This is a genomic window from Vibrio sp. T3Y01, assembly GCF_013114525.1.
Taxonomy (GTDB): domain Bacteria; phylum Pseudomonadota; class Gammaproteobacteria; order Enterobacterales; family Vibrionaceae; genus Vibrio; species Vibrio chagasii_B.
On record NZ_VTXJ01000014.1, the window covers coordinates 1 to 22688 of the forward strand.

Annotated in this window: 17 protein-coding genes and 1 pseudogene; 3 read left to right on the forward strand and 15 right to left on the reverse strand. The window is 42.2% G+C overall.

The features are described 5' to 3' along the window. Window positions 1–8 precede the first annotated feature (8 nt). From F0232_RS15550 to F0232_RS15580, 7 genes and pseudogenes are all read right to left on the reverse strand, one after another. Window positions 9–299, reverse strand: a pseudogene (locus F0232_RS15550) (alpha/beta fold hydrolase); the annotation flags it as partial. A gap of 299 nt (window positions 300–598) precedes the next feature. Continuing rightward, the gene (locus F0232_RS15555; protein WP_171750863.1) at window positions 599–2122 is read right to left on the reverse strand and encodes a hypothetical protein; all 1524 of its coding nucleotides are present in this window, start codon (window positions 2120–2122) and stop codon (window positions 599–601) included. Continuing rightward, the gene (locus F0232_RS15560) at window positions 2115–2714 is read right to left on the reverse strand and encodes a hypothetical protein (protein WP_061031589.1); all 600 of its coding nucleotides are present in this window, start codon (window positions 2712–2714) and stop codon (window positions 2115–2117) included. The genes F0232_RS15555 and F0232_RS15560 overlap by 8 nt, the downstream gene beginning before the upstream one ends. A 191-nt stretch (window positions 2715–2905) precedes the next feature. After that, window positions 2906–3505, reverse strand: a complete 600-nt coding sequence (locus tag F0232_RS15565) for a hypothetical protein (RefSeq protein ID WP_061031590.1) — start codon at window positions 3503–3505, stop codon at window positions 2906–2908. Between the two features lie 191 nt (window positions 3506–3696). After that, a complete protein-coding gene (locus F0232_RS15570; protein WP_105059362.1) occupies window positions 3697–4296 on the reverse strand; it encodes a chromosome partitioning protein ParA in 600 nt (199 codons plus the stop codon). 192 nt (window positions 4297–4488) lie between these two features. Then, the gene (locus F0232_RS15575) at window positions 4489–5085 is read right to left on the reverse strand and encodes a chromosome partitioning protein ParA (RefSeq protein WP_105059361.1); all 597 of its coding nucleotides are present in this window, start codon (window positions 5083–5085) and stop codon (window positions 4489–4491) included. Between the two features lie 350 nt (window positions 5086–5435). Then, the gene (locus F0232_RS15580; RefSeq protein ID WP_171750862.1) at window positions 5436–5573 is read right to left on the reverse strand and encodes a hypothetical protein; all 138 of its coding nucleotides are present in this window, start codon (window positions 5571–5573) and stop codon (window positions 5436–5438) included. A gap of 414 nt (window positions 5574–5987) precedes the next feature. On the opposite strand from F0232_RS15580, the gene F0232_RS24945 reads away from it, so the two are divergent. The 3 genes from F0232_RS24945 (at window position 5988) to F0232_RS15590 (ending at window position 10215) form a co-directional block, all read left to right on the forward strand. Next, entirely contained in the window at window positions 5988–6470 is a 483-nt protein-coding gene (locus F0232_RS24945; protein WP_216608290.1) for a hypothetical protein, read from the forward strand. A 14-nt stretch (window positions 6471–6484) separates the two neighbouring features. Further along, window positions 6485–7657, forward strand: coding sequence for a hypothetical protein (locus F0232_RS15585; RefSeq protein WP_216608291.1), 1173 nt, complete (start codon window positions 6485–6487; stop codon window positions 7655–7657). A gap of 419 nt (window positions 7658–8076) precedes the next feature. After that, on the forward strand, window positions 8077–10215 hold the full coding sequence (locus tag F0232_RS15590) for a glycoside hydrolase family 3 N-terminal domain-containing protein (protein WP_253821962.1): 2139 nt from the start codon (window positions 8077–8079) through the stop codon (window positions 10213–10215). A gap of 333 nt (window positions 10216–10548) precedes the next feature. Here F0232_RS15590 and pheT read toward each other — a convergent pair whose 3' ends face one another. The 8 genes from pheT to F0232_RS15630 all read right to left on the reverse strand — a co-directional run bounded on the left by pheT (window position 10549) and on the right by F0232_RS15630 (window position 22656). After that, entirely contained in the window at window positions 10549–12936 is a 2388-nt protein-coding gene (pheT, locus tag F0232_RS15595; protein WP_105059359.1) for a phenylalanine--tRNA ligase subunit beta, read from the reverse strand. 18 nt (window positions 12937–12954) lie between these two features. Continuing rightward, window positions 12955–13938 (reverse strand): phenylalanine--tRNA ligase subunit alpha, encoded by a 984-nt coding sequence (pheS, locus tag F0232_RS15600; RefSeq protein WP_004741591.1) that lies wholly within the window; start codon window positions 13936–13938, stop codon window positions 12955–12957. 332 nt (window positions 13939–14270) lie between these two features. Then, window positions 14271–15380: a GGDEF domain-containing protein gene (locus tag F0232_RS15605; protein WP_105059358.1), complete on the reverse strand. Its 1110-nt coding sequence runs from the start codon at window positions 15378–15380 to the stop codon at window positions 14271–14273. A gap of 203 nt (window positions 15381–15583) precedes the next feature. Further along, complete coding sequence (locus tag F0232_RS15610) at window positions 15584–16816, reverse strand: hypothetical protein (RefSeq protein WP_105059356.1); 1233 nt, start codon at window positions 16814–16816, stop codon at window positions 15584–15586. A 9-nt stretch (window positions 16817–16825) separates the two neighbouring features. After that, window positions 16826–17632 carry an outer membrane lipoprotein-sorting protein gene (locus tag F0232_RS15615; protein ID WP_171750864.1) on the reverse strand — a complete coding sequence of 269 codons (807 nt, stop codon included), beginning with the start codon at window positions 17630–17632 and terminating at the stop codon, window positions 16826–16828. Between the two features lie 44 nt (window positions 17633–17676). Then, window positions 17677–20139 carry an RND family transporter gene (locus tag F0232_RS15620; protein ID WP_253821963.1) on the reverse strand — a complete coding sequence of 821 codons (2463 nt, stop codon included), beginning with the start codon at window positions 20137–20139 and terminating at the stop codon, window positions 17677–17679. A 170-nt stretch (window positions 20140–20309) separates the two neighbouring features. Continuing rightward, the gene (locus F0232_RS15625) at window positions 20310–21095 is read right to left on the reverse strand and encodes a TetR/AcrR family transcriptional regulator (protein ID WP_004741595.1); all 786 of its coding nucleotides are present in this window, start codon (window positions 21093–21095) and stop codon (window positions 20310–20312) included. Window positions 21096–21471: 376 nt separating this feature from the next. Next, complete coding sequence (locus F0232_RS15630; protein WP_253821964.1) at window positions 21472–22656, reverse strand: hypothetical protein; 1185 nt, start codon at window positions 22654–22656, stop codon at window positions 21472–21474. Between the last annotated feature and the right edge of the window lie 32 nt (window positions 22657–22688).

The window sequence follows — 22688 nt, forward strand, 5'->3', positions numbered from 1 at the left end:
GTTTTCTATCTATCAGAAGAGATTGCCGATTTCACGTCTTTGGCTAATGCAACCACAGTGATCACTTGGTGCTGCTTTGAAAACTCACTCACTTGGTTTTGCCACAGTCTGCTGTCTAAGCTCCAGCCGTGAATGAAGATCAATGCTGTATCCCCGCTCCCACTTTTGCCATACGCAATTTGCTCACCATCGTGAGATATCGCAATACCGTACTTAACCGTTGAATCATGAGCCATGGCACTCATGCTACCAAGTGTCATGAATACCAAGAGTGTGATGTTTAGATTTAAACGTTTCATAGTGTCTCTCTACTTACTTTAGAGGGAACACAGAAAGCGCCCCTCTCAATCAATGTAGCCACTATAAAGTGTGAAGTTGTAGACGGGTCAATAGTGATTTAAATAAAAGCCTCTCCCGTGCTGGTGACTTAACCAACTTATTTCTGCCCCATTATCATTTAGAGTTGATACTCATCAGCATCTTGCTAATACTGTTTTTACTTATTAATAGTTATCTGAATCATGACTACATAATATTTGTCATTTAGCGATTAGTTGATGAGAATTTGTTACTAATACATTGATTCTGTGGATAATGTTCAATGACCTTGGCAAAGATTGGTAGGTTGGAAAGGAAGGTAAGGTGTCTCATATCGTGCCGACACATCATAACGTCCTGATAAATGCTGAGTGGCTAAATATTGACGTTGTTCTTCACTATAAAAGTGCTGTGTTGCTTCTAGTTCAATGGCATCGCCATCCCCAGCACAAATGAAATAGTCGTCGTCCATATCTCGAAATGCTATTGGGGTTTCATCTACCAATCCATATCTATCGGTCATCTTTCTTGACCTCCAAATATCTTTAAATGTACCTCGCTCAAAGCGTTTCAAATTTCGCCATTGTATGAACATATAAGTGTCTTGCGAGGGAATCGATGGAATGTCATTCATTGCCTCGTTCGGGCTTTTACAAGTATCAAACAAAACCACAGCATTGTTCTCAACTCTAAATGGCAATCTATCCTCATCCTGTATATAAGAATCCACCGTCTTCTTAGGCCAAGACTCATTTTTCGGGCTGAGATAAAAAGAAGGACTCTTTAGGTAAGACCCAAAATCGTCAGTTTTATTAGCGTCAACAATTTCATAAACAGGATTATCATGAAGTGCGTCATAACTAACACTATAATCGAACTCAATTTTAAACAAAAAATCTTCCATCTCAGGTTTAGTAAGAGAGGTAAAAGCTTTATCGACCGACGCTTTGATTTTCTCAATGGATTTGGGATGAGTGAGGTAAATCGGAATTAATCCGTGTCCCGCAAAGTCTAATTTGCTCGGTGCTATCACGGTGTTGGGAGGCGGAACGCTGCCTATCCCTGTAAAGTTCAGCCCATTAATCACAAGATCTGAGGTCGATAAAATATAATCACTGTCTGGGCTAAGGGTTGGGGAAGCGGGAGCGATGTGAACGACGCGAATGTTATCGGCACTGTAACCGTATTGGGACGTAACATGCTTATATGATTCGTTTACCCATAAGTTCCCTTGTGAATGAGCGATGTAAATGAGCTTTTTTCCTTTCCACGTAAGAGAGTCATTTAAAAGATGATGCTTCATTCTAGTTTGGCTGGTTTCGGGGGCATCAACAAGTGATGCTAATTCTTTTAAAAATGTCGTGATGGTTGCATTGATGGCTTCACTGGTGAAGTCGAGAACGAACCCAGCAAACCAAGCAAAAGTGGCGCTGATTTTTTTGATGATAGCGCTGTTTTGCCTACTGCTCATAATATCCCAAAAGGCCTCCCACCGGTCGAATTGTTTCTGCTCTAACTCGGAAGTTCTTTGGTCAAAGGTTTCAGCGAAATCAGCCAGTACGTTAAGGCCACTTCCTTCAATATAAGAATCGTTGTAGAAAAGCTGGTATTCGACAGACTCACCGTTGTAATGGCTGATACCTAGAGTGGCTTTGATCTTCTTTTGTCCCCTTTTAGCTTGTTCTTTGGTTGTTGCTACCCCATTAAAAAAGCTGATAGTGTAACCTTCTATTTTGCATGAGTTAGCGATTGCATTGAATGGCAGTAAAACCACTAATATGAATAATATTGTTTGCCTATTCACAATATTTTGCCTCAGCAGGAAGGAGTGTACTTACAGATCCATCTTGTAAATGATTATAAGCTAAGTACGCCATAGTACGAGCTTTGGTGTTGTAGGTGAGAGATGTGATTGTGTTGGAGGTGTTTATGCCGTCATCAATATCAATTCCTACAAACTCTTCACAGGCGAGGACTTTGTCGTATTGACTTGAAATATCAAGAGCTTTTTTGATATTAGCGTCGGTCTTTTGTGAAAAATCGTGATAGAGGTTTTCTTGTGTGTAATGGGCATTTTGCTTTAAGGCTTTTCGGACAGGCTCGGGCACTTCTAACGCATCAATAAACGCCTCAATGTCATCGCGGATACCATCATTGTTTGCATCAGTACCAGTGAGAGAGTCGCTGCGGTCGAGCATGGATTCGAAACGCTCATATAGAAGCCTAAGTTGATCATCAATGGTCGGCAGTGCCTTTAATTCTGCAATTAGTTCCGGTGTTTTTTCTATGTGAGAGATGACACTCGGTTGTTCCACTACAGTTACGTTTGGCTCATTCGATTCTTTGCACCCCATAATTAACATCACGGCTAACGTGCAGACTAATCTATTTTTCATTTATGTACCCCTAGTATTTCAAATAGATACTAGAGAATACGGACAAATTAACTCACTGAATAATAAAGAGTTTGCATAGGGGCATAACAAACAAAAATAGGAAGTTAGATGTTCTTACCCTCCGCCTTTTCTGTGTTTCAAAAAAGGGGGGAAATATCAATTAAGGGGGAGATTTGAACGGGGTGACTAGCTTATTCACAGTACTTAGCCTCAGCTTTCAGAGAAGTACTTACAGATCCATCTTGTAAATGATTATAAGCTAAGTACGCCATAGTACGAGCTTTGGTGTTATAGGTTAGAGCTGTAATTGTATTGGAGGTGTTTATCCTGTCATCCACATCAATACCAACAAATTCCTTACAAGCAATGACTTTGTCGTATTTATCTGAAATATATAGAGCTTTTTTGATATTAGCGTCGGTCTTTTGTGAAAAATCGTGATAGAGGTTTTCTTGTGTGTAATGGGCATTTTGCTTTAAGGCTTTTCGGACTGGCTCGGTCACTTCTAACGCATCAATAAACGCCTCAATGTCATCGCGGATACCATCTTTGTTTTCATCCACACCAGTAAGAGAGTCGCTGCGGTCGAGCATGGGTTCAAAACGCTCATATAGAAGCCTAAGTTGATCATCAATTGTTTCTTGTGCCTTTAATTCTGCGACTAGCTCAGGTGTTTTCTCTATGTGTGATATGACACTCGGTTGTTCCACTACAGCAGCGTTTGGCTCATTCGATTCTTTGCATCCCACAATTAACATCACTGCTAATGTACAGACCAACCCATTTTTCATTTTTGTTTCCCTAGTATTTCAAATAGATACCAGAGAATACGGACAAATTAACTCACTGAATAATAAAGAATTTGCATAGGGGCATAACAAAGAGAAATAGAAAGTTAGATGTTCTTACCCTCCGCCTTTTCTGTGTTTCAAAAAAGGGGGAAAATATCAATTAAGGGGGAGATTTGAACGGGGTGACTAGCTTATTCACAGTACATAGCCTCAGCTTTCAGAGAGGAACTTACAGAGCCATCTTGTAAATGATTATAAGCTAAGTACGCCATAGTACGGGCTTTGGTGTTGTAGGTGAGAGCTCTAATGGTTTTTCCTGTATTTGTTCTATCTCTGACTGGAATGCCAACAAACTTCTTACAGGCGATAACTTTGTTATATCTATTACCCATCGCCATTGCCTTGTCGATATTGGTTTTAGTCTTTTTCGAGAAGTCGTGGTACAGGTTTTCTTGTGAGTAGCGAGCGTTTTGTTTTAAGGCTTTTCGGGCTGGCTCGGTCACTTCTAACGCATCGATAAACGCCTCAATGTCGTCGCGGATACCATCTTTGTTTACATCAGTACCAGTAAGAGAGTCGCTGCGGTCAAGCATGGGTTCAAAACGCTCATATAGAAGCCTAAGTTGATCATCAATTGTTTCTTGTGCCTTTAATTCCGCGACTAGCTCAGGTGTTTTCTCGATGTGAGATATGGCACTCGGTTGCTCCACTGCAGTCTCGTTTGGTTCATTAGATTCTTTACACCCTACAATTAACATCACAGCTAAAGTGCAGACTAACCCATTTTTCATTTTTGTTTCCCCTAGTATTTCAAATAGATACCAGAGAATACGGATAAATTAACTCACTGAATAATAAAGAGTTTGCATAGGGGCATAACAAACAAAAATAGAAAGTTAGATGTTCTTACCCTCCGCCTTTTCTGTGTTTCAAAAAAGGGGGAAAATATCAATTAAGGGGGAGATTTGAACGGGGTGACTAGCTTATTTACAGTACTTAGCCTCAGCTTTCAGAGAGGAACTTACAGAGCCATCTTGTAAATGATTATAAGCTAAGTACGCCATAGTACGGGCTTTGGTGTTGTAAGTGAGCGCCCTGATGGTTCTTCCTGTATTTATATTGTCATCAACATCAATACCAATAAACCTCTTACAAGCGAGAACTTTCTCATATTTATGACTAATCGCTAGTGCCTTTTTTATATTGGAGTTGTTCTTTTCACTCCAGTCGTGATAGAGACTCTCTTGTGCGTAGTGCGCATTTTGTTTTAAGGCTTTTCGGACTGGCTCGGTCACTTCTAACGCATCGATAAACGCCTCAATGTCATCGCGGATACCATCATTGTTTGCATCCGTACCAGTAAGAGAGTCGCTGCGGTCAAGCATGGGTTCAAAACGCTCATAAAGCAGCCTAAGTTGATCATCAACTGTTTCTTGTGCCTTTAATTCCGCGACTAGCTCAGGTGTTTTCTCTATGTGTGATATGACACTCGGTTGTTCCACTGCAGCGTTTGGCTCATTCGATTCTTTGCACCCTACAATTAACATCACTGCTAATGTGCAGACTAACCCATTTTTCATTTTTGTTTCCCTAGTATTTCAAATAGACACCAGAGAATAAGGACAAATTAACTCACTGAATAATAAAGAATTTTAATGACAGCATAAGGAGTGGTGATAGGCAGAATGAATCGTAAGCGAACATGAACCAAGAACAAGAATTGCAAGTACTTATCGAGCAGTTTTAATCACGTTCATTGTCAAAATGACCTGCTCCATCAACACTGGATACCAAGTTAAGTGACTTTCCATACTTTTAGTTATTCATGTTTTGCTAATGTTCTATTTTCCTAAACGCATTTTTGTCCAATAATGAGTTAGCATCCGTTTCCGGATCTAAAAAAGCCTCGCAATGCGAGGCCTTTGGTTTTCTATCTATCAGAAGAGATTGCCGATTTCACGTCTTTGGCTAATGCAACCACAGTGATCACTTGGTGACGAGCCATGGCATTAAAGCTACCAAGCGCCATGAATACCAAGAGTGTGATATTTAGATTTAAAGGTTTCATAGTGTCTCTCTAGTTACTTTAGAGGGAGAGCAGAAAGTGCGCCTCTCAATCAATGTAGTCACTATAAAGTGTGAAGCTTTAGTCGGGTCAAGTAGACCTATAGCAATAACTAAGTTGGGTGAAGAAAACGTCTTTGGTCAACAGCTAATTCGTTGTCCCAAACCATATCACGACTAGTTTAATACTCGATTCAGTAACAACAAAAGGGAACATATAGTAAACCTTAGAAATATTAACTTTATCGTCAGTGGCGGACGCATATTAAAGTGCCATGCTCGACAACTATGAGAAGCAAAGATCAAATAATTTCAGTTGTCTGTCTCATTACCTAACCTAGCAGTTTGACCCTACTAATTTAAGGGAATAGTGTAATCATAAAAGATACAACGACAATATAAGGTTAAGGAGTAACACTTGGCAAATCCAATAATCATTAAAAACAACTTAAAAGTTGGTGACCTTGATGCTGAAACTGATACCAGTCTACTAGAAACGTGTTTTATAGATAAAGGCTATATAAGTCAGTTAATGGACGTGAAAGACCCGCTATCTATAGTATTAGGACGAACTGGCGCAGGTAAAAGCGCTCTGATTTATAAAATATCTCAGTTAGCCGAAAAATCAAAGCAAATAGATCCCAATGATATATCAGTTAGATTTTTAGAGCATTCAGATATAATCCAATTCCTCGATACTTTAGACGTTAACCTAGATCTTTTCTACCGCCTATTATGGCGGCATATCCTTATAGTTGAATTATTGAAGCTTCGATACAATATAAAAATGAAAATGATAACCGCAATTTCTTTGACAGCATTAGCGATTACTTCCGTAGAGACACGGTTAAGAAAAAAGCTATTGAATACTTCAGAGAATGGGGTGACAAGTTTTGGTTAGACACTGACGAACATTTGAAAGTAATTACTCAGAAGCTAGAAAATGATACTAAAGCCAATTTAGGTGCAAAGTACAAAAGCATCTCTTTTAGTGTTAGTGGGGCTGAAAAACTCTCCGACGAACAAAAGACAGAGATAAAACAAAGAGCAAGTCAAGTAGTAAGCAGTCTTCAAATAAAAAAGTTAAATGAGATGTTAGACCTGATCGCTGAACACTCATTCAATGACTCTCAACAAAAGTTTTACCTCGTGATTGACCAACTTGATGAAAGTTGGGCCAATACGCTTACAAGGTGTAAATTCATTAGAGCTTTAATAGAAGAAATAAAGATTTTTAGGAAAATTGAAAACATTAAAATCATTGCTGCAATGCGTAAGGATTTATTAGATTTGGTATTTGATAAAACACGTGGAGCCGGTTTCCAAGAAGAAAAGTATGAATCGTATATATTGCTAATACAGTGGACGCGAGATGAATTAACTGAGTTAGTAGAAAGACGCGTCAAAGAAGTTTTTAAGCGCCAGTACACCAATGAAGAAGTTGCATTCAAAGATATATTCCCATCTGCAACAAAGGGAGGAGGTCAATTAGCGATTGACTTTATTATGGAACGCACACTTTTTCGTCCGAGAGATGCTCTTCAATTTATAAATGAGTGCTTTAAAGTTTCATATGGAAGAGAACGAATTTCTTGGCGATCAATTTATGCAGCCGAAGCTCAGTACTCAGAAAAGCGATTAAAATCACTCAAAGAAGAATGGGGCGAAGTCTACCCTTCATTTGACGAAACGATTGAGATCGTAAGAGGATTACAAACGTCTTTTAAACGGTCCGACCTTTCTGATGCACGACTAGACCATATAATTACGGATCTTTATGACCAACAAACGGATGACCCTTGCGTACTTGCAGCCAAAGAGTACTTTGATAACACGGGAGATATTAAGCAAACAGAGATTTTAAACAAAATTCTAATTTGTCTTTATCGGGTTGGCGCTATTGGAATAAAAATCAGTGCATTAAGCACATTTATGTGGTCTTTCTTTGACCAAAGTACCGTAAGTCGAGGGGAAGTTAGACGAGCCTCTCAAATCAAAGTACACAAAATGCTATATCGCTCATTAGATATCGAAGTAACAGGTTCCGAAAGATTTGAATCGATAGAGTCCGAAGAAGAATATCATTAATGTAACATTTGCCACGAGCTATGGTTGATGTAATGTTTTAACTACTAACGCTTGTGGCTGAATAGCACATATTTATAAAGAATAACCAGAAACACTGAACATAAGTACAATCCAGCACCTAGAAGAACCTTGATTTTAATTTATCAAGAGACCATAAATTTACAATTAAAAGCAACAATTTCCACATTATATTTATCCTAACCATTACAACCGAACAAACTCTGCCTAACAAAGTTATTAATTGAGTAAATTATCATTTATTAGTTATTCATATAGGTTTTTAAATTCATATGATAAGATACTATCTGTCTATATTAATAATAAATTAAGAAAAAACGCGGATGTATCGATTCCTTTTATTCCTCAGTTTCCTACTGTTACCCACAATCCCACAAGCCATCGCAACTCCTAAAGAGTCTTTGACACCACTAGCTGATGCCTACATTGACCAACATGGAATAAAAAACTCAGTTGCTCAACTTTTAGTGACAGGAATCATTGCAGATTACAATAACTTTAGAACTAACAGAAAAACTCAAGAGCTGCTCAACTTAAACGTTGGCGGTATTATGCTCAATGCATACAATCTACCAGCGAAAAGCCTATCTGAAACTGATAGCAGAGATAAAGCCCTCCAGATTATTAGAGACTTTACGGAGTCAGTTAGAGGAATGCACCGTGACGGAAACAATTTGTTGTTTGCTGCTGATTTTGAAAGCTATAGATTTTCATCCATAAGATTTCCTTTAGTTCCCCCACCTAGTGCCATGACAATTACAGCAAACAATTCGACTAAAGTTGCTTATGATGTTGGAAATGATGTTGGAAAACAACTAAAGAGTGTGGGAGTTAACATGCTCCTTGGCCCTGTCTTTGATAAAGATGTCAATACTCAAGGTGTGAGAAACACAACCTTGAGAAATAGAAGCTTTGGTGGCTCTGAAAAAATAATTTCTATCATAGCTTCTGAATTTATCCGAGGAGCTAAAAACCATAATATAGCTGTTATAGCAAAACACTTCCCAGGATATAGGTTTGCTCAAAGTAATCCACATTATACAAATGAAGTCGGAATAAATGCGACTAGTGAAACAATCATCAGCAACTTACTACCTTTTAAAAACACTATAAATATAATTTCAGGAGTAATGACTTCACACCTATATTTAAATAAATCATATAGACCTCTAACCGTAAGCAAAAAAAGCTTACAGACTCTAATTGACAACGAATCACTTAGCCTAATTAGAAATAGAGTCATCATGACCGATGACATATCAAACATGCGCTCTATTAACGACTATAAAAACAAGTCAAAGTTAAACAACGCAAAGCTAGTAATTAGCGCTTTTGAAGCAGGCCATGACATCATCCTAATCAGTCACCTCGAACATCATAGTAACAATAATTTCACAGTGGATGATGTAAAAGAGTCGATCGATGAACTGGCGAGTTATAGTAAAAGTGACCAAGGGTTAAAGAGAATTAAGTCTTCTCTAGAAAAAGTATTATCTATGAAAGAATCAGTATCTAAGCCTATAAAAGCCAATGTTACTGGAAAAGATATAGACGATATTAATAATAGGTTCATGGCAGTTTTAGAAACTGGCACATTAAAGCTAAGCTCTTCCAATGAAACAAATAATTATAATTTTATAGATGATGTTGAGTCATCAAACAAGATATTTATAGTTGGGGAAGAAAAATACTTTCCGGAAATGAAAAATATAATTAGTGAAGATGGACTAATTGAATACAAAACTTTATCTTCATTTAAATCAAAATATTCCAAATCAAAAAGTCAAATATCAAAAATAGGTATGGATATATCCGAATTAGTTAAGGATGGTAACTATCTTGTTTTTCTTGTATCAAACTTAGATTCATTTAATATTTTAGACTCATTACGATTTAATAACATTGATTCCAATCGAGTACTAATTTCCGTACACGGAACAACGATGCCAATCAAAACTGAAACCTTACTACACTTTCAAGTTATCAGTAACTTTGACGATGCACCACACTCCACACGACCACTAGCCCTTATATTAAAAGGGGTCATTGAACCAAGAAAACTTCATAACTCACCAATTGAGATAGGATCAGGAGCTATATTTAAGCTTGATGACAGAAAAAAAATAGCATCAGATATAGATGACGGTCAGTTAGCAAAAGAATTATCTGAAAAAAATTTGGCTACTCAAAAAAACAACATCTTAGTATATGTCTTTATAATTCTATCTTTGATTTTTGTAACATTTATATCTCTTAGTATATTTTCTTGTCATGCAAAAAGCCATGAGGAAACAATTAGCAGGAAAGCTTTTTGGAAGGAAGCAATCGTTAGTAAAAATTACTATAAGCGAAAAGGCTTAGTAGCTCTATTAATAATATGCTCTTTTTCATTACCGATTTTAGCTGCCAGCCCAGGGGATTTTAGCGAATTTGTAACATCATCAGATTATCAAGTACAAACAACTATGGTAAAAAAGCTATTTGATTTTCTAGTATGGTTAGACAAGCAACTTGTTAACCTTATGTCATTCCTCCCTTAAGCCTCAAGTGCAGGTAATATTATTTCAAATAATTACTTAAACCAAGGACCTCGCAATTTTTATGTCTTTGATTTTCTGTCCGTCAGGTGCGATTAGCTGTAAGGTACGGTGGTAAATTTCTCATGAACTTAAATGTGAGTGAATCCAAACCCATATAAGTCTTTATGATTAATTTAATATGACAAGTAGTAGAGTCCCTGTCCTTTACTCAAATAAGATGAAGTTGCAAATTAAACCCTAGCGGCCTTTGACTAAAATTACTTACCATTTATTTGCTATCAAAACAAAAAAAGGCCTCGCAATGCGAGGCCTTTGATTGTCTATCAGAAAAGATTAGTCGCGAAGTGCTGCGCCGAATTTCTCTGAGATTGAAGCTACGATAGCATCTACTGAACCAGCGATGTCTGCATCTTCTAGTGTGCGCTCTACAGACTGTAGAGTCAGTGCGATAGCTAGGCTCTTCTTGCCGTCTTCTACGCCCTTACCTACGTAAACGTCGAACAGTTTAGCGTCTGTTAGGAATTCGCCACCCGCTGCGATACACGCTTCTACGATGTCGCCAGAAGCGACTGCTTCGTCAACAACAACCGCGATATCACGACGGTTTGCAGGGAACTTAGATACTGCTACTGCTTCTGGAAGCACGCGAGTGTTGATAGCTGCCCATTCGATTTCGAATACGATAGTACGGCCGTTAAGACCAAACTTACGCTCTAGTTCTGGGTGAACAGTACCAATGATACCCACTTCTTTACCGTCTACTACGATAGCCGCAGTTTGACCCGGGTGAAGTGCTGGGTGCTTAGCTGCTTTGAAGCTGTAAGCTTTCTCGTTCGCTGTTAGCTCTAGAACGGCTTCTAGGTCGCCTTTCAGGTCGAAGAAATCTACAGTGTTAGTTGCAACGTCCCAGTGCTCTTCGCCACGAGTACCAGAGATAACGCCCGCAAGCATCATTTCTTGGCGCATGCCGTTTTCAGCAGTTGCTTCAGGGATGAAACGTAGGCCAGATTCGAATAGACGAACGCGAGACTGTTGACGCTTCTGGTTGTGAACCACTGTGTTTAGAAGACCTTGGATTAGGCCAAGACGCATTGCTGACATGTCCGCAGAGATTGGGAATGGCAGGATTAGCGGCTCAACACCAGGTACAACAAGTTTTTGCTGTTCTGGTTCTACGAAGCTGTATGTGATTGCTTCGTGGTAGCCACGGTCTACAAGAAGGTCACGAACGCGCTTAAGCGGTTGGTCAGCTTCTTTGTGGTCGTTCATTTTAAGTGCCGCTTTAGGCGCTTGGTTTGGAATGTTATCGTAACCGTAGATACGACCTACTTCTTCAATTAGGTCTTGCTCGATTGCGATATCGAAACGCCAAGATGGAGACGTTGCCGTCCAACCTGCGTCCGTAGTTTCCACTTCACAACCTAGACGAGTTAGGATTTCTACCACGTCTGTAGATGGGATTTCGTGACCTAGTAGGCTGTCTAGCTTAGCGCGACGTAGAGATACTACGTTTGCTTTAGGAAGATCAGCTTCAGATTCGCTGCCGTTTACTGGCGCAACTTCACCACCACAGATTTCAACTAGAAGCTGTGTTGCACGCTCCATAGCAGCTAGCTGAAGTGTTGAATCAACACCACGCTCGAAACGTAGAGAAGAATCTGTGTGTAGGCCGTAAGCACGTGCGCGACCACGGATGTGATCCGGTGCGAAGAATGCTGCTTCTAGAAGAACGTCTGTAGTTTCAGTTGTTACACCAGACTCTTCGCCACCAAAGATACCAGCGATTGCTAGTGCTTTGTTGTGGTCAGCGATAACAAGCGTGTTGCTGTTTAGTTCAGCTTCGTTGCCATCTAGAAGTGTTAGTTTTTCGCCCTGCTCTGCTAGACGAACCACGATGCCACCTTCGATCTTAGCTAGATCAAATGCGTGCATTGGTTGGCCTTGCTCTAGCATCACGTAGTTTGTGATGTCTACAACTGGGTCGATTGAACGGATACCACAACGACGCAGTTTTTCTTGCATCCAGATTGGTGTTTCCGCTTTCACGTTTACGTTCTTAACCACACGGCCAAGGTAACGTGGACAAGCATCAGTTGCTTTAACTTCAACAGATACTGTGTCTTCAATGCTTGTTGCAACAGCTTCAACTGCTGGCTCTGTAACGTCTGCGCGGTTTAGTACGCCAACTTCACGAGCAAGGCCACGGATGCTGAAGCAGTCAGCGCGGTTTGCTGTTAGGTCTACGTCGATAGTTACGTCGTTAAGCTCAAGAAGCTCACGAACGTCCATACCTAGCGTTGTGCCTTCTGGCAGCTCAAGGATGCCGTCAGACTCTACGTCGATACCTAGCTCAGAGAAAGAACAAAGCATGCCGTGCGATGGAACGCCACGTAGTTTTGCTTTCTTGATTTTGAAGTTACCAGGCAGTACTGCGCCAACTGTTGCTACTGCTACAGTTAGGCCAAGACGACAGTTAGATGCACCACATACGATGTCTAACAGCTCTTCTTCGCCGATATCAATTTTAGTTACTTGTAGTTTGTCTGCGTCTGGGTGCTGACCGCACTCAACCACTTTACCTACTTTAACGCCGGTGAATTCACCAGCAACAGGTTCTACATCGTCAACTTCCAAACCAGCCATAGTGATTTGGTGAGCTAGCTCTTCGCTGTTAATTGCAGGTTTAACCCACTCGCGTAGCCAAGATTCACTGAATTTCATAGTTTTGACTGCCCCGGATTACTTGAATTGTTTAAGGAAACGAAGGTCGTTCTCGAAGAACGCACGAAGGTCATTTACGCCGTAACGAAGCATCGTTAGACGCTCTACACCCATACCGAATGCAAAACCAGAGTATTTCTCAGGGTCGATGCCAACAGAGCGAAGTACGTTAGGGTGAACCATGCCACAGCCTAGAACTTCTAGCCATTTGCCATCTTTACGTTTCACGTCAACTTCAGCTGAAGGCTCTGTGAACGGGAAGAATGAAGGACGGAAACGCACTTCAACTTCTTCTTCAAAGAAGTTACAAAGGAAATCGTTAAGAATGCCTTTAAGTTGTGCGAAGTTTACGTTCTCATCAACTAACATACCTTCCACTTGGTGGAACATTGGCGTGTGAGTTTGATCGTAGTCGTTACGGTAAACACGACCCGGAGCAATGAAGCGGAATGGCGGTTTGCCGTTTTCCATCGTACGGATTTGAACACCAGAAGTGTGCGTACGTAGCATTAGATCAGGGTTGAAGAAGAAAGTATCGTGATCAGTACGAGCTGGGTGATCGTCTGCGATGTTTAGTGCATCAAAGTTGTGGAATGCATCTTCGATCTCAGGGCCAGACTCAGTGTTAAAACCAAGCTCACCAAAGAACTGTTCGATACGCTCAACTGTGCGAGTAACTGGGTGAAGACCACCGTTCTCAATGCGACGACCTGGTAGGCTCACATCGATAGTTTCTTCAGCTAGTTTCGCTTCAAGCTCTGCACGTTGTAGTGCGTCTTTGCGAGCTGCGATCGCTTGTTGAACAGCACCTTTCGCTTTGTTGATCTCTTGACCAGCAGTGCGACGCTCTTCAGGTGGAAGTTTACCTAGGCTTTGTAGTTGAAGAGTTAGTTCACCCTTCTTACCTAAATACTGAACTCGCACTTCATCAAGTGCGACTAACGAATCTGCTGTATCAATAGCAGTCGTTGCATTAGCAATGATCTCTTCTAGATGTTGCATCATTTCCTCATCTACCAGTTGGTAGTGTCCGTATCGGATGATTAGTTTTTTTAGATAGCTACACATAGTAATCAAACACGCAACCAATGCCAAATTGAATCGCCAAAAGAACAAGTTATTGCCTAAAAACACGGCAAATTTAACAGGATATTAATGAGGAGGAAGAAGAAGTGGCACAAATACGGGTGCCACTTGTTTATTTTGAAGTGGATAGCGCTTAAAAACTAAAGCGAGTTAGGTTTTAGATTTAAAGCTGCTAGGTTCTAGACTTGAAGTGAGTAGCGATCAAAGACTAAAGCGAAAGGTGCTCTCGTTCTCAAGTAAACCGAGCTCTAAATCTGAATCGAACAAACGCTGTTTTTACCTGCGTTTTTCGCTAAATAGACGGAGTCATCGGCGGCTTTAATCAAATCGTTCATTGAGCTGAATTCTTCGGTTATTTCAGCGACACCGACACTAATACTGCCAATCCAAACTTGATGACTGGTTTCAACCTCTAATTCAGACACTTTCTGTCGAGCGGTTTCCGCGATGTACATCCCACCTTTAAGGTCGGTGTCAGGGCAAATAACCAAGAACTCATCGCCACCTAACCGGCAAACAATATCATCATTACGGAACGTATTTTTCAGCTCACGGGAGAGGGTTTTTAGCACCAAGTCGCCTGCATCATGGCCGCAGGTGTCATTAATGCGCTTGAAGTGGTCGGCATCAATCATAATGCACACTAAAGGTATGCCCAGTTCTTTGGAGTCTTGCCAATGCAGCGCTAACTGTTTAAAAGCACTACGACGGTTATGCAAATTAGTAAGCGAGTCGGTTAATGCCAGCTCTTCAAGTCTCTTGTTCGCTCGTTTTAATTCTGCCGTACGTTCCTCGACTTTATCTTCAAGTACCTGATTGAAGCGTAGCAACTGCTTGTTGCGTTCAGAGACTTGTTCAAATAAGCCGTTAAGCGCTGCTAACAAAGGAACAGTCGAAGTGTCTTGCTGCTTTTCTTCCGCTTCAAAGGCTTGCAGAGGTGTCGCCCCCTCTTCTATGGCGGTCATTTGTCGCGCCATGTTTTGGTCGATACCGAGGATGTGGTAAGCAAGCCAGTGGATCAAGAAATCAAGTAACTGCCGTGCTGACGACTGATCTTCTTCCATGATGAAAGCTTGCATACTGTAGATATCTTGCATAAATACACGATGCACTTTGATGTGCTCTTCAATGTGTCGCTCATACACACCGCAATCTCTCATCAAAGATTCTTCTTCTTTAAAGTGAAATTCGGCATAGCGTGTGAGATCGAGTAAAGCGACGTTAATGTCGTCGATAGAGATAGTATTCTCTGACAACAGGTTTCCGTAGTGGTTGATAAAACCAACAAGATATTGATGCTGTTCATCTACAACACCAATGCCTGTTTCAAAGTTTTTATCCCAATTAAATGAATTCATAAATCCCTTAAGGCCGATACCACCAGCACGATTTACATGCATATTCGGAGGTTATAGATATTCGAAAAAATATAACCATCTTACCTGTGGGTCTATTAGATTGTTTGATTCATTTTATAAAAAGAAGATATTGAACACTCTAAATATAACTCATCTTAAATTTGAGACGCCCCTCTTAACAAGAACGTCTCATGAAGCTAACACTAGAAATAATATTCCAACGCCATCTCAACAAAGTCATCCTTGCGTGCGAAGAACAACAAGTCCTCTGGGGTTTCGTTCTCAAACAACCAAGCATTCAGTCGCCACTTAAGGTTGTTGTTGATGCGACTTGAAGCTTCTAGCTTGGCGCTGTAGACATCGCTGTTATCCAAGTCTTGAGTGATGCCAGTCAGCACTTCGGTGCCGTCTTCATCGTTCAAGGCGAAACGCGTACCAAGGAACACGTCGTTTTGGCCGATGGTTTGCGCGTTATTGCCTCGGCTGTCATACAGGTATTCAGCGATGAAGCCGATGTCCCAGTATGATTCAAGCGCCCCAACCCAAGTGTATTCAAAGCCCGTTGCTACGCCGGTGTGGTTGTCGTAACTGTCGCGATAAATGCTTTCCAGCTTCCATAACCAGTCACCAATAATGCCTTGCACGTCTAGCCCGAAGTGCTGCATTTGCGCGTAGTATGGCTTTAGCTGATTGCCTTGCACACGGTAATAAGGGTCGCGGTTTGTGCCGCCTAAGTAACTTAAACCGACATCCCAATCACCGTACATTTGGCTATAGCGCAACGCGACATCCACATGCTTTTCTTCTCGTGAAGATTCGTAAAGCGCATCGTCCGATACTGGCACGGTTGGCCTTAATCGACCGTCTTCGCCTGCGAAGGTACGCTCACGAAAATACGGCAGTAACATGGCGTCGATGATGCCCCACTCTTTTATCGAGGTGAAGTGCACCATAGGCTGACCTAACTTGGATTCGCCATCGACCGATTCAATGGCATCGGTCTGGTTTACCACATCCACTAAATGCGCCGATTCGGTTACACCCCAAAATACCTTTCCAACACCCGCCCGCAGTTCGTAGTCGTCCCAGTAAGTGAGATACAAGGCTTCACGAATATCACCATGAGTTCGTTCATCGTCTTCGCTGTCTAGACGATAAAACGGGGTAAAGGTAAAGCTGCCGTTGCCCTCTTGTTGTTCCCAATAAAACTCTGGTTGTAACACCAGTGAGCTTTGTCCTTTGTCTTGCCCTGGCAAGCCGTCATTAAAGAACTGCCTGTGTTCAAGGTTAACCTGCCCTGCTAGCTCCGGGGTGACCTGTTCTACGAACTCAGAGCTAAAGCCTGCCGCAACACATGGCAACGACACTTGCATGAGCCCAACTGTCGCTGCCAAGGTTAAGGATAATTGGGTTCCTGTTGCCACAATCCTTTTCATATTCCTGCCTTATTTCGCACGTTTTAGTGTGTTCTTTTGGAAATCCTTGTCTTTAAGACCGGTCTGGAAGGCTAAATCTGTCGTGGTTAATACGGTGCTTTTGCCTGTTTGATGGTTTTGCATCGACATGGTGTGTGCGCGCCAGTATTGGTTTAGGTACTGTTTGTAATCTTGGAACGATAGGGTCTTAAGCAGTGCGCCTTTGCGGTCGTAAAACTCGACTTTCATTGGGCGGTAATGCTGTTGGTCTAGCCATACTTTCTGCATGGTGTAGCCAGAGTTTTTATCGGTCGGTACTTGCTCTAAAACAAAGGTATCTACCCCTTCCAGTTTTGCATCTTCAATGTGGTTGAAAGTGTACTTTTCTAGCTCGAACGAGCTTAAATCTTCATACGCAAATTCACTGCCCATAAACGGGCCCGATTTGTTGCGTGAAGAAATGCGTTTTACACGTTTTAATGCAGGCAGATACAACCACTGGTCATCGGACTTAGTGATGTGAGAATGGTTTAGGAAGGCCGTGCCTTTTACGTCGCGCGGTTCATCAAAAATGGTTAAGCCTTTATCGCCATCGTTATCCACTTCTAATGATTTCAATCGCATCAGGCGTGTGCTGCTTTCACCTTGTTTGTTGCGAAGTAGCATTTCCATGGTTGCGACAGAGTCGCCCCACCCGACATCGACCGCTTTACGTTGCTCGGCAATTTCTAAGCCTTTCGCTGGGTCTGCTAATGCTGGGAAAGCGGCGAATGTGCTGATGCTTAACGTGCTCACAGCAAATAATGTAGTAACGAATGTTTGTTTAACGCTTTTCATAAATATCTCCTTGAGTCAGCCCACCGCAGCAGGCTGACGTTTCCTTATTTGGTCGATGTAGTCAGTTCGGCTGTCGAGCTAAGCTGTGACTTGGTGTCAGGCTTTGATTCGTGCTGAGTGTTAACTGAATAATGGGTCTGCTTGTCGAAGATCATCAGTAAGCTTGGTAACAAGATGAAGTCGACCACCAGCGCAATGAAAATCACAATCGCGCTGAGTAAGCCCATGTCCGAGTTGAGTCTGAAGCTCGACATCGCCAGTACAGAGAAACCAGCTACAAGTACCACTGTGGTGATCCACAATGCGCGTCCCACCGTGTGAAAGGCGTATCGAACCGCTTCTTCTGCTGATTTGCCTTCGATTCTTGCGCGCTGGTATTTGCTTAAGAAGTGCACCGCATCATCAACCACGATACCCAGAGTGAGCGTCACCACCACTGACAAACCAAGGTTGATTTCACCAGAGATAAGCGCCCATAAACCAAAGCCAATAATTGCAGGTGCAATGTTTGGCACTAGGCTGATCATGCCCAAGCGAACTGAGCGCAACGCAAAGATCATCAAGCCAGAGATAAGTACTAAGGTGATAGGAAGAGTCGAGAGCATGCTCGCCATGTTGGTTTCGCCAATGTGAGCAAACATCAGTGATGGGCTCGACGCGACCACTTCATACTGAGGTGCATTGGCTGCAAACCATGAGTAAATGCGCTCTTCGAGTTCGACTAGCTCAACGCTGCCGAGGTTATCGACGGTAAGTACCATTTTGATCGATGACTTATCGACGTTGATCTGGTTGTTCAAGTCCAAGCCATACGGCAAAGACATTTCGTAAAGCAGCAGATATTGCGCGGCAAGTTCACGGTTAAGCGGTAGCTTGTAGTAGCTGTCATCGTCGCCATGCATGTTCTTGTTCAAACGCATGTAAACATCAGAAAGCGTTGCCACGTGGTCGGTCTCTGGTTGAACGCGTAGCCATTCAGTAAAGTCACCAATCGCTTGCAAAAACACAGGATCAGCAATCGCTTGAGACTCATTGGTCTTAACAGCAATGCTGATGGTGGTCATGCCGCTTACGGTCTCTTCCATAAAGTCGGCGGCTTGTCTGAATTCGCTTGAGGTATCGAAATACTTCACCGATTCATCGTTCACTTTGTTGAGTGGAATTAACGCCGCAGCGCCAACAATCACCAGAGTTGAAATCGGCAGCAGTGCTTTACGGTTGGTGACGACAAAATCCCCCAGCTTATCCATGAAGGTGATTTTGTCTGCCGCTTCAGGATTGGCAGAAAGACGTTTAACTGGCAGCAGTTTTAGCAGTGCAGGCAACATAGTCACAGACAGGAAGCACGCGATAAGTACGCCTAGTGCCGACAAGTTACCGAAATCACGTAGCACCGGAGAGTCCGACATGTTCATCATCAAGAAACCTATCGCAGTGGTTACTGAGGTGATCAGAATCGGCATCGCATTGAGCTTGATGCTGTATTGAATGGCTTGTGCTTTCTCCATCCCGCGTTGCATCGCTTGTCTCATGGTCACAATCACGTGAACACAATCAGCCACCGCCAAAGTTAAAACCAAAGTTGGAACATTCACGGTTGCGGTGCTCAAGAACATCCCTGCCCAACCAGATAAGCCCATGGTGGCAACAATTGAAGAGATGATCACAATAAGTGTCGCCACCACACTAAAGAACGAGCGCAGCATAAAGGTCAGGAATACCAGTACCACCAACAGCATTAAGGGAACCAGCGTTGAGCTGTCTTCTTGAGCTGAAGTCATAAACGCATTGTTCATGGCAATGATGCCCGCTTTATGGAACTCGACATTAGGGTACTGAGCTTGGTACTTGCCGATCATGGCATTGATTGCCGCGATCACTTCTTGCACTTCCGCGGTTTTGTCCACTTCTGGCAGCTGCACGGTTACGTTAACAATCGTTACATCGCCAGAGGCCGACACCAAAGCATTCTTAAGCAACGGTTCGTTGAGGGCGATCTGTTTTACTTTGGCGATGCGCTCTGGTGTGTGCTCGTACTCTTCATACAGCAAGTCTTCTACCAAGAGGTCATCTTCAATGGCTTCGGTGTGCTGATAATTAGCTAGGGAATCGACACGGCTTGAATACGGGATCTGCCACGCATCGACCGTGAGGTTTTGAATCAGGGTGAGAGTTTCAGGGGTGAAGACATTGCCATCTTCAGGGGCGACAACAATCGCAAGGTTGTCGGTTTTTGCAAAGGTGGTTTGAATCTCATCGAACGCCATCAACTGCTTGTTGGTGCCTTCGAAGAAGATGTTGTAGTCCCCTCTAAAGTAGAGGTTCTTAGCCCCTAATGCAGAGAGAATGATGATTGAAAACACCACCAGCAGAACGATAAACGAACGCTTGGTCGGTATTGAGTGCCAACTATTTAGATCTGTGTTTGCGCTATCGGCATTAGGGTTATCTCGGTTTTGCTGATCGAACGTGGGCTTCTGGCTGTCATGTTTCATCACAGTCTCCATTTGTGACGATTCGTCATATATGTGTCATAAAAAGCCAGCCGAAGCTGACAAAAGACACAATGCTTAGTCAAATACTCAAGAAAACAGCAACCACAGTCGTTAGTCTCAAGTTTGTGACGAATCGTCAAAAATGGTTATTAATAAACCCACATCTGTGGGCTTAATGAAAGCTATCGACCTACAGACTCTAAGTAAGCGATCTCTTCACTGAACAGTTCTTGTTCTACACGACGCCAAGTTTTGCGGTAATCCCAATCGCTAGAAAGGGGCTGCCAATTGAGGCCGTCTAGAATCATGTTCGCGTTGTGTAATACTGAATACGGGTCTTGTAACCGCTTAATACAATGACTGTTTGATGCATTCTGTGACAAGGCATTTGAACCAAATGCAATTGACCAGTTAGCAAAAACGATGGCATCAGAACCAACGCCAGAAGAGAACTTTAGGTCACCCGCTTCTACCGCTTGGTTAACCATAGAGTCGCATTGTTCAATCACCAACTCTTCCAGTTCATTCATCTCGGCGACGCGTGCACTAGACGCTTTCTCTAGAACCCACGGGCTTTTAGCCATGATCGCACAGGTTGATAATACCGGTTCCATGCGAGCATAAATTCGGTAAGCAACGTGCAGTGCGACAATTTTTTCACGTGTGTTGCCTTCAAACTCTCCAGAGCGAGCAAACATCATTGCTTCTGTCTTAAGAGAGTGAATACATAACGCTAAAACGACGTCTTCTTTGCTGCAAAAGTGATTGTAGATTGTCCCTTTAGAATAAGAGCTCGCTGCCGTTAGCTTGTCCATCGTTAGGTTTCCGAACCCTTGTTCTCGAACCAGATCTTTCGCCAACAACATCAACTCTACTTCTCGGTCTGCAATAGACTGCTGCTTTTTAGACAACACGCCTTTGCAACCAAAGATACCTTGTTTATCGCCTTTACAACCAAAGCCAAACATAATTTCTCAGTCCGTATTTGAGCTTAGCCATTATCTAAGCTTAGCCAGTATTAAAAACACTCCTATCCAATATATTAACACGAATAGTAAATTCATGTAGTTAACCATTTTGTGACGCTTCGTCATTTCTGACTTATCGTCATAATAGCTCATTTATTGATCATATCAAGATGTTTTATAAATTAAATATGATTTATGAATAGATAGGTAAATTATCAATAGCCGGCTTGGTGACATTAAAAAGCCAGCGACTGTCCAAGTCACTGGCTTGCGGGTTCCATACTGATTGAATGTCACTCAACAATCGGACCTAGCAATCAGACTTTTACCAACTCTTATTACGAGCGCTTGTTACTAGTGCTCGTTACTAATTCTGTTACAACAGGGCTTTACCATTTTCGCCCTGGGCGTACAGCGCCAAACTAATGGTCTTCAACGCTTCGGTTTCAGTTTCACTGACGGTTAACGACGACACGCTACTGTCATTCAAACGGTTCAACATCTGTCTAACTATCATCAACTGTGGTCTCACGCTCGGAATGCGAGTGTCGATAAACTGAAACCAATCCGGGTTCATGTGGTGCTTTACTTTGTCCAACACATCTTTGTTAACGATGGTGAAGGTTTTTGCCCCCTCTTTAGCGTCGCGCAGAATGTCATAAATAACATGTTCTTTCTCTTTGGCGACCAACATGCCTGAGATGTTGAGTTGTAACTCTCCGATGATGCCATTTTTCATCTTTAAGAAGAATTTGATGTCCTTATAACCCGAGCCTTGCGCTTTTTTATTGAACTGGCTTAACCCGGATAGTTTTGAGCCCAGACCATAACGATCTTTCAAGGCTGACTGATAATGCTGGAGATCTTTGAACTCTTTGGTTCTGGATATGAATACCTTTGCCGCCGACATCGCTCGTACACTATCGAACTCTATCGTCATACGTGCGCAATCTTTTAGGTCTCCGATATCATCTAGAGGATTACGGTTGGTAATTTTATCCAATGCACCATTGAAGCTTTTAATGCCGCCATACGCGCCCGGGGGAACCGAGAGCTTGCCATTGAACAGAGAAACAACGTGTTTAGAGAACTCTTTCAGCTCTTCTTGTGCTTGGATGATCTCGCGATACATCATGAACAGTTGTTTGCGTTTAAGGTGTGCATTCGCCAGTTGGTTCTTGGCTTTAAAGCTCGCCCCTTTCGACATGATCTTGGAGGTGCCATTGGGTGAGGTAACCACATTGCCCTGCATCTCTTCGCTAAGGTAAGTTTTGAAGGCATTGTCGTCGGTTAAAATCGAATACATCAACTGGGCGACTTTGCCCTGCTCTGTATTCCGAAAGGATTGGCCTTGTAGGCTAGCTTTCAATTCCGCTAAGGCTTGTTGATAGGCTTTGTTGTTGACCAAACGAAAACCTTGAGACATATGAGTCGATTTCTCGATATGCTTGAGAACTTCTGGCTTGCGCTTTTTGATTTCTTCTTTCTTCAATTCCCACTCTGTTTTGGTAAACGAGGTGCCGTTTTCCGGCATCATGGTGAATTCCACACTGGTTGGCATACAGTCTCCTTCTGTCGTGTCCATCCTTGAGT

Excerpts from the sequence above, each read along its gene's own strand:
- F0232_RS15560 (WP_061031589.1), bottom strand. The coding sequence starts at position 2,714 with ATGAAAAATAGATTAGTCTGCACGTTAGCCGTGATGTTAATTATGGGG.
- F0232_RS15565 (WP_061031590.1), bottom strand. The coding sequence starts at position 3,505 with ATGAAAAATGGGTTGGTCTGTACATTAGCAGTGATGTTAATTGTGGGA.
- F0232_RS15570 (WP_105059362.1), bottom strand. The coding sequence starts at position 4,296 with ATGAAAAATGGGTTAGTCTGCACTTTAGCTGTGATGTTAATTGTAGGG.
- F0232_RS15575 (WP_105059361.1), bottom strand. The coding sequence starts at position 5,085 with ATGAAAAATGGGTTAGTCTGCACATTAGCAGTGATGTTAATTGTAGGG.
- F0232_RS15580 (WP_171750862.1), bottom strand. The coding sequence starts at position 5,573 with ATGAAACCTTTAAATCTAAATATCACACTCTTGGTATTCATGGCGCTT.
- pheT (WP_105059359.1), bottom strand. The coding sequence starts at position 12,936 with ATGAAATTCAGTGAATCTTGGCTACGCGAGTGGGTTAAACCTGCAATT.
- pheS (WP_004741591.1), bottom strand. The coding sequence starts at position 13,938 with ATGCAACATCTAGAAGAGATCATTGCTAATGCAACGACTGCTATTGAT.
- F0232_RS15605 (WP_105059358.1), bottom strand. The coding sequence starts at position 15,380 with ATGAATTCATTTAATTGGGATAAAAACTTTGAAACAGGCATTGGTGTT.
- F0232_RS15610 (WP_105059356.1), bottom strand. The coding sequence starts at position 16,816 with ATGAAAAGGATTGTGGCAACAGGAACCCAATTATCCTTAACCTTGGCA.
- F0232_RS15615 (WP_171750864.1), bottom strand. The coding sequence starts at position 17,632 with ATGAAAAGCGTTAAACAAACATTCGTTACTACATTATTTGCTGTGAGC.
- F0232_RS15620 (WP_253821963.1), bottom strand. The coding sequence starts at position 20,139 with ATGGAGACTGTGATGAAACATGACAGCCAGAAGCCCACGTTCGATCAG.
- F0232_RS15625 (WP_004741595.1), bottom strand. The coding sequence starts at position 21,095 with ATGTTTGGCTTTGGTTGTAAAGGCGATAAACAAGGTATCTTTGGTTGC.
- F0232_RS15630 (WP_253821964.1), bottom strand. The coding sequence starts at position 22,656 with ATGCCAACCAGTGTGGAATTCACCATGATGCCGGAAAACGGCACCTCG.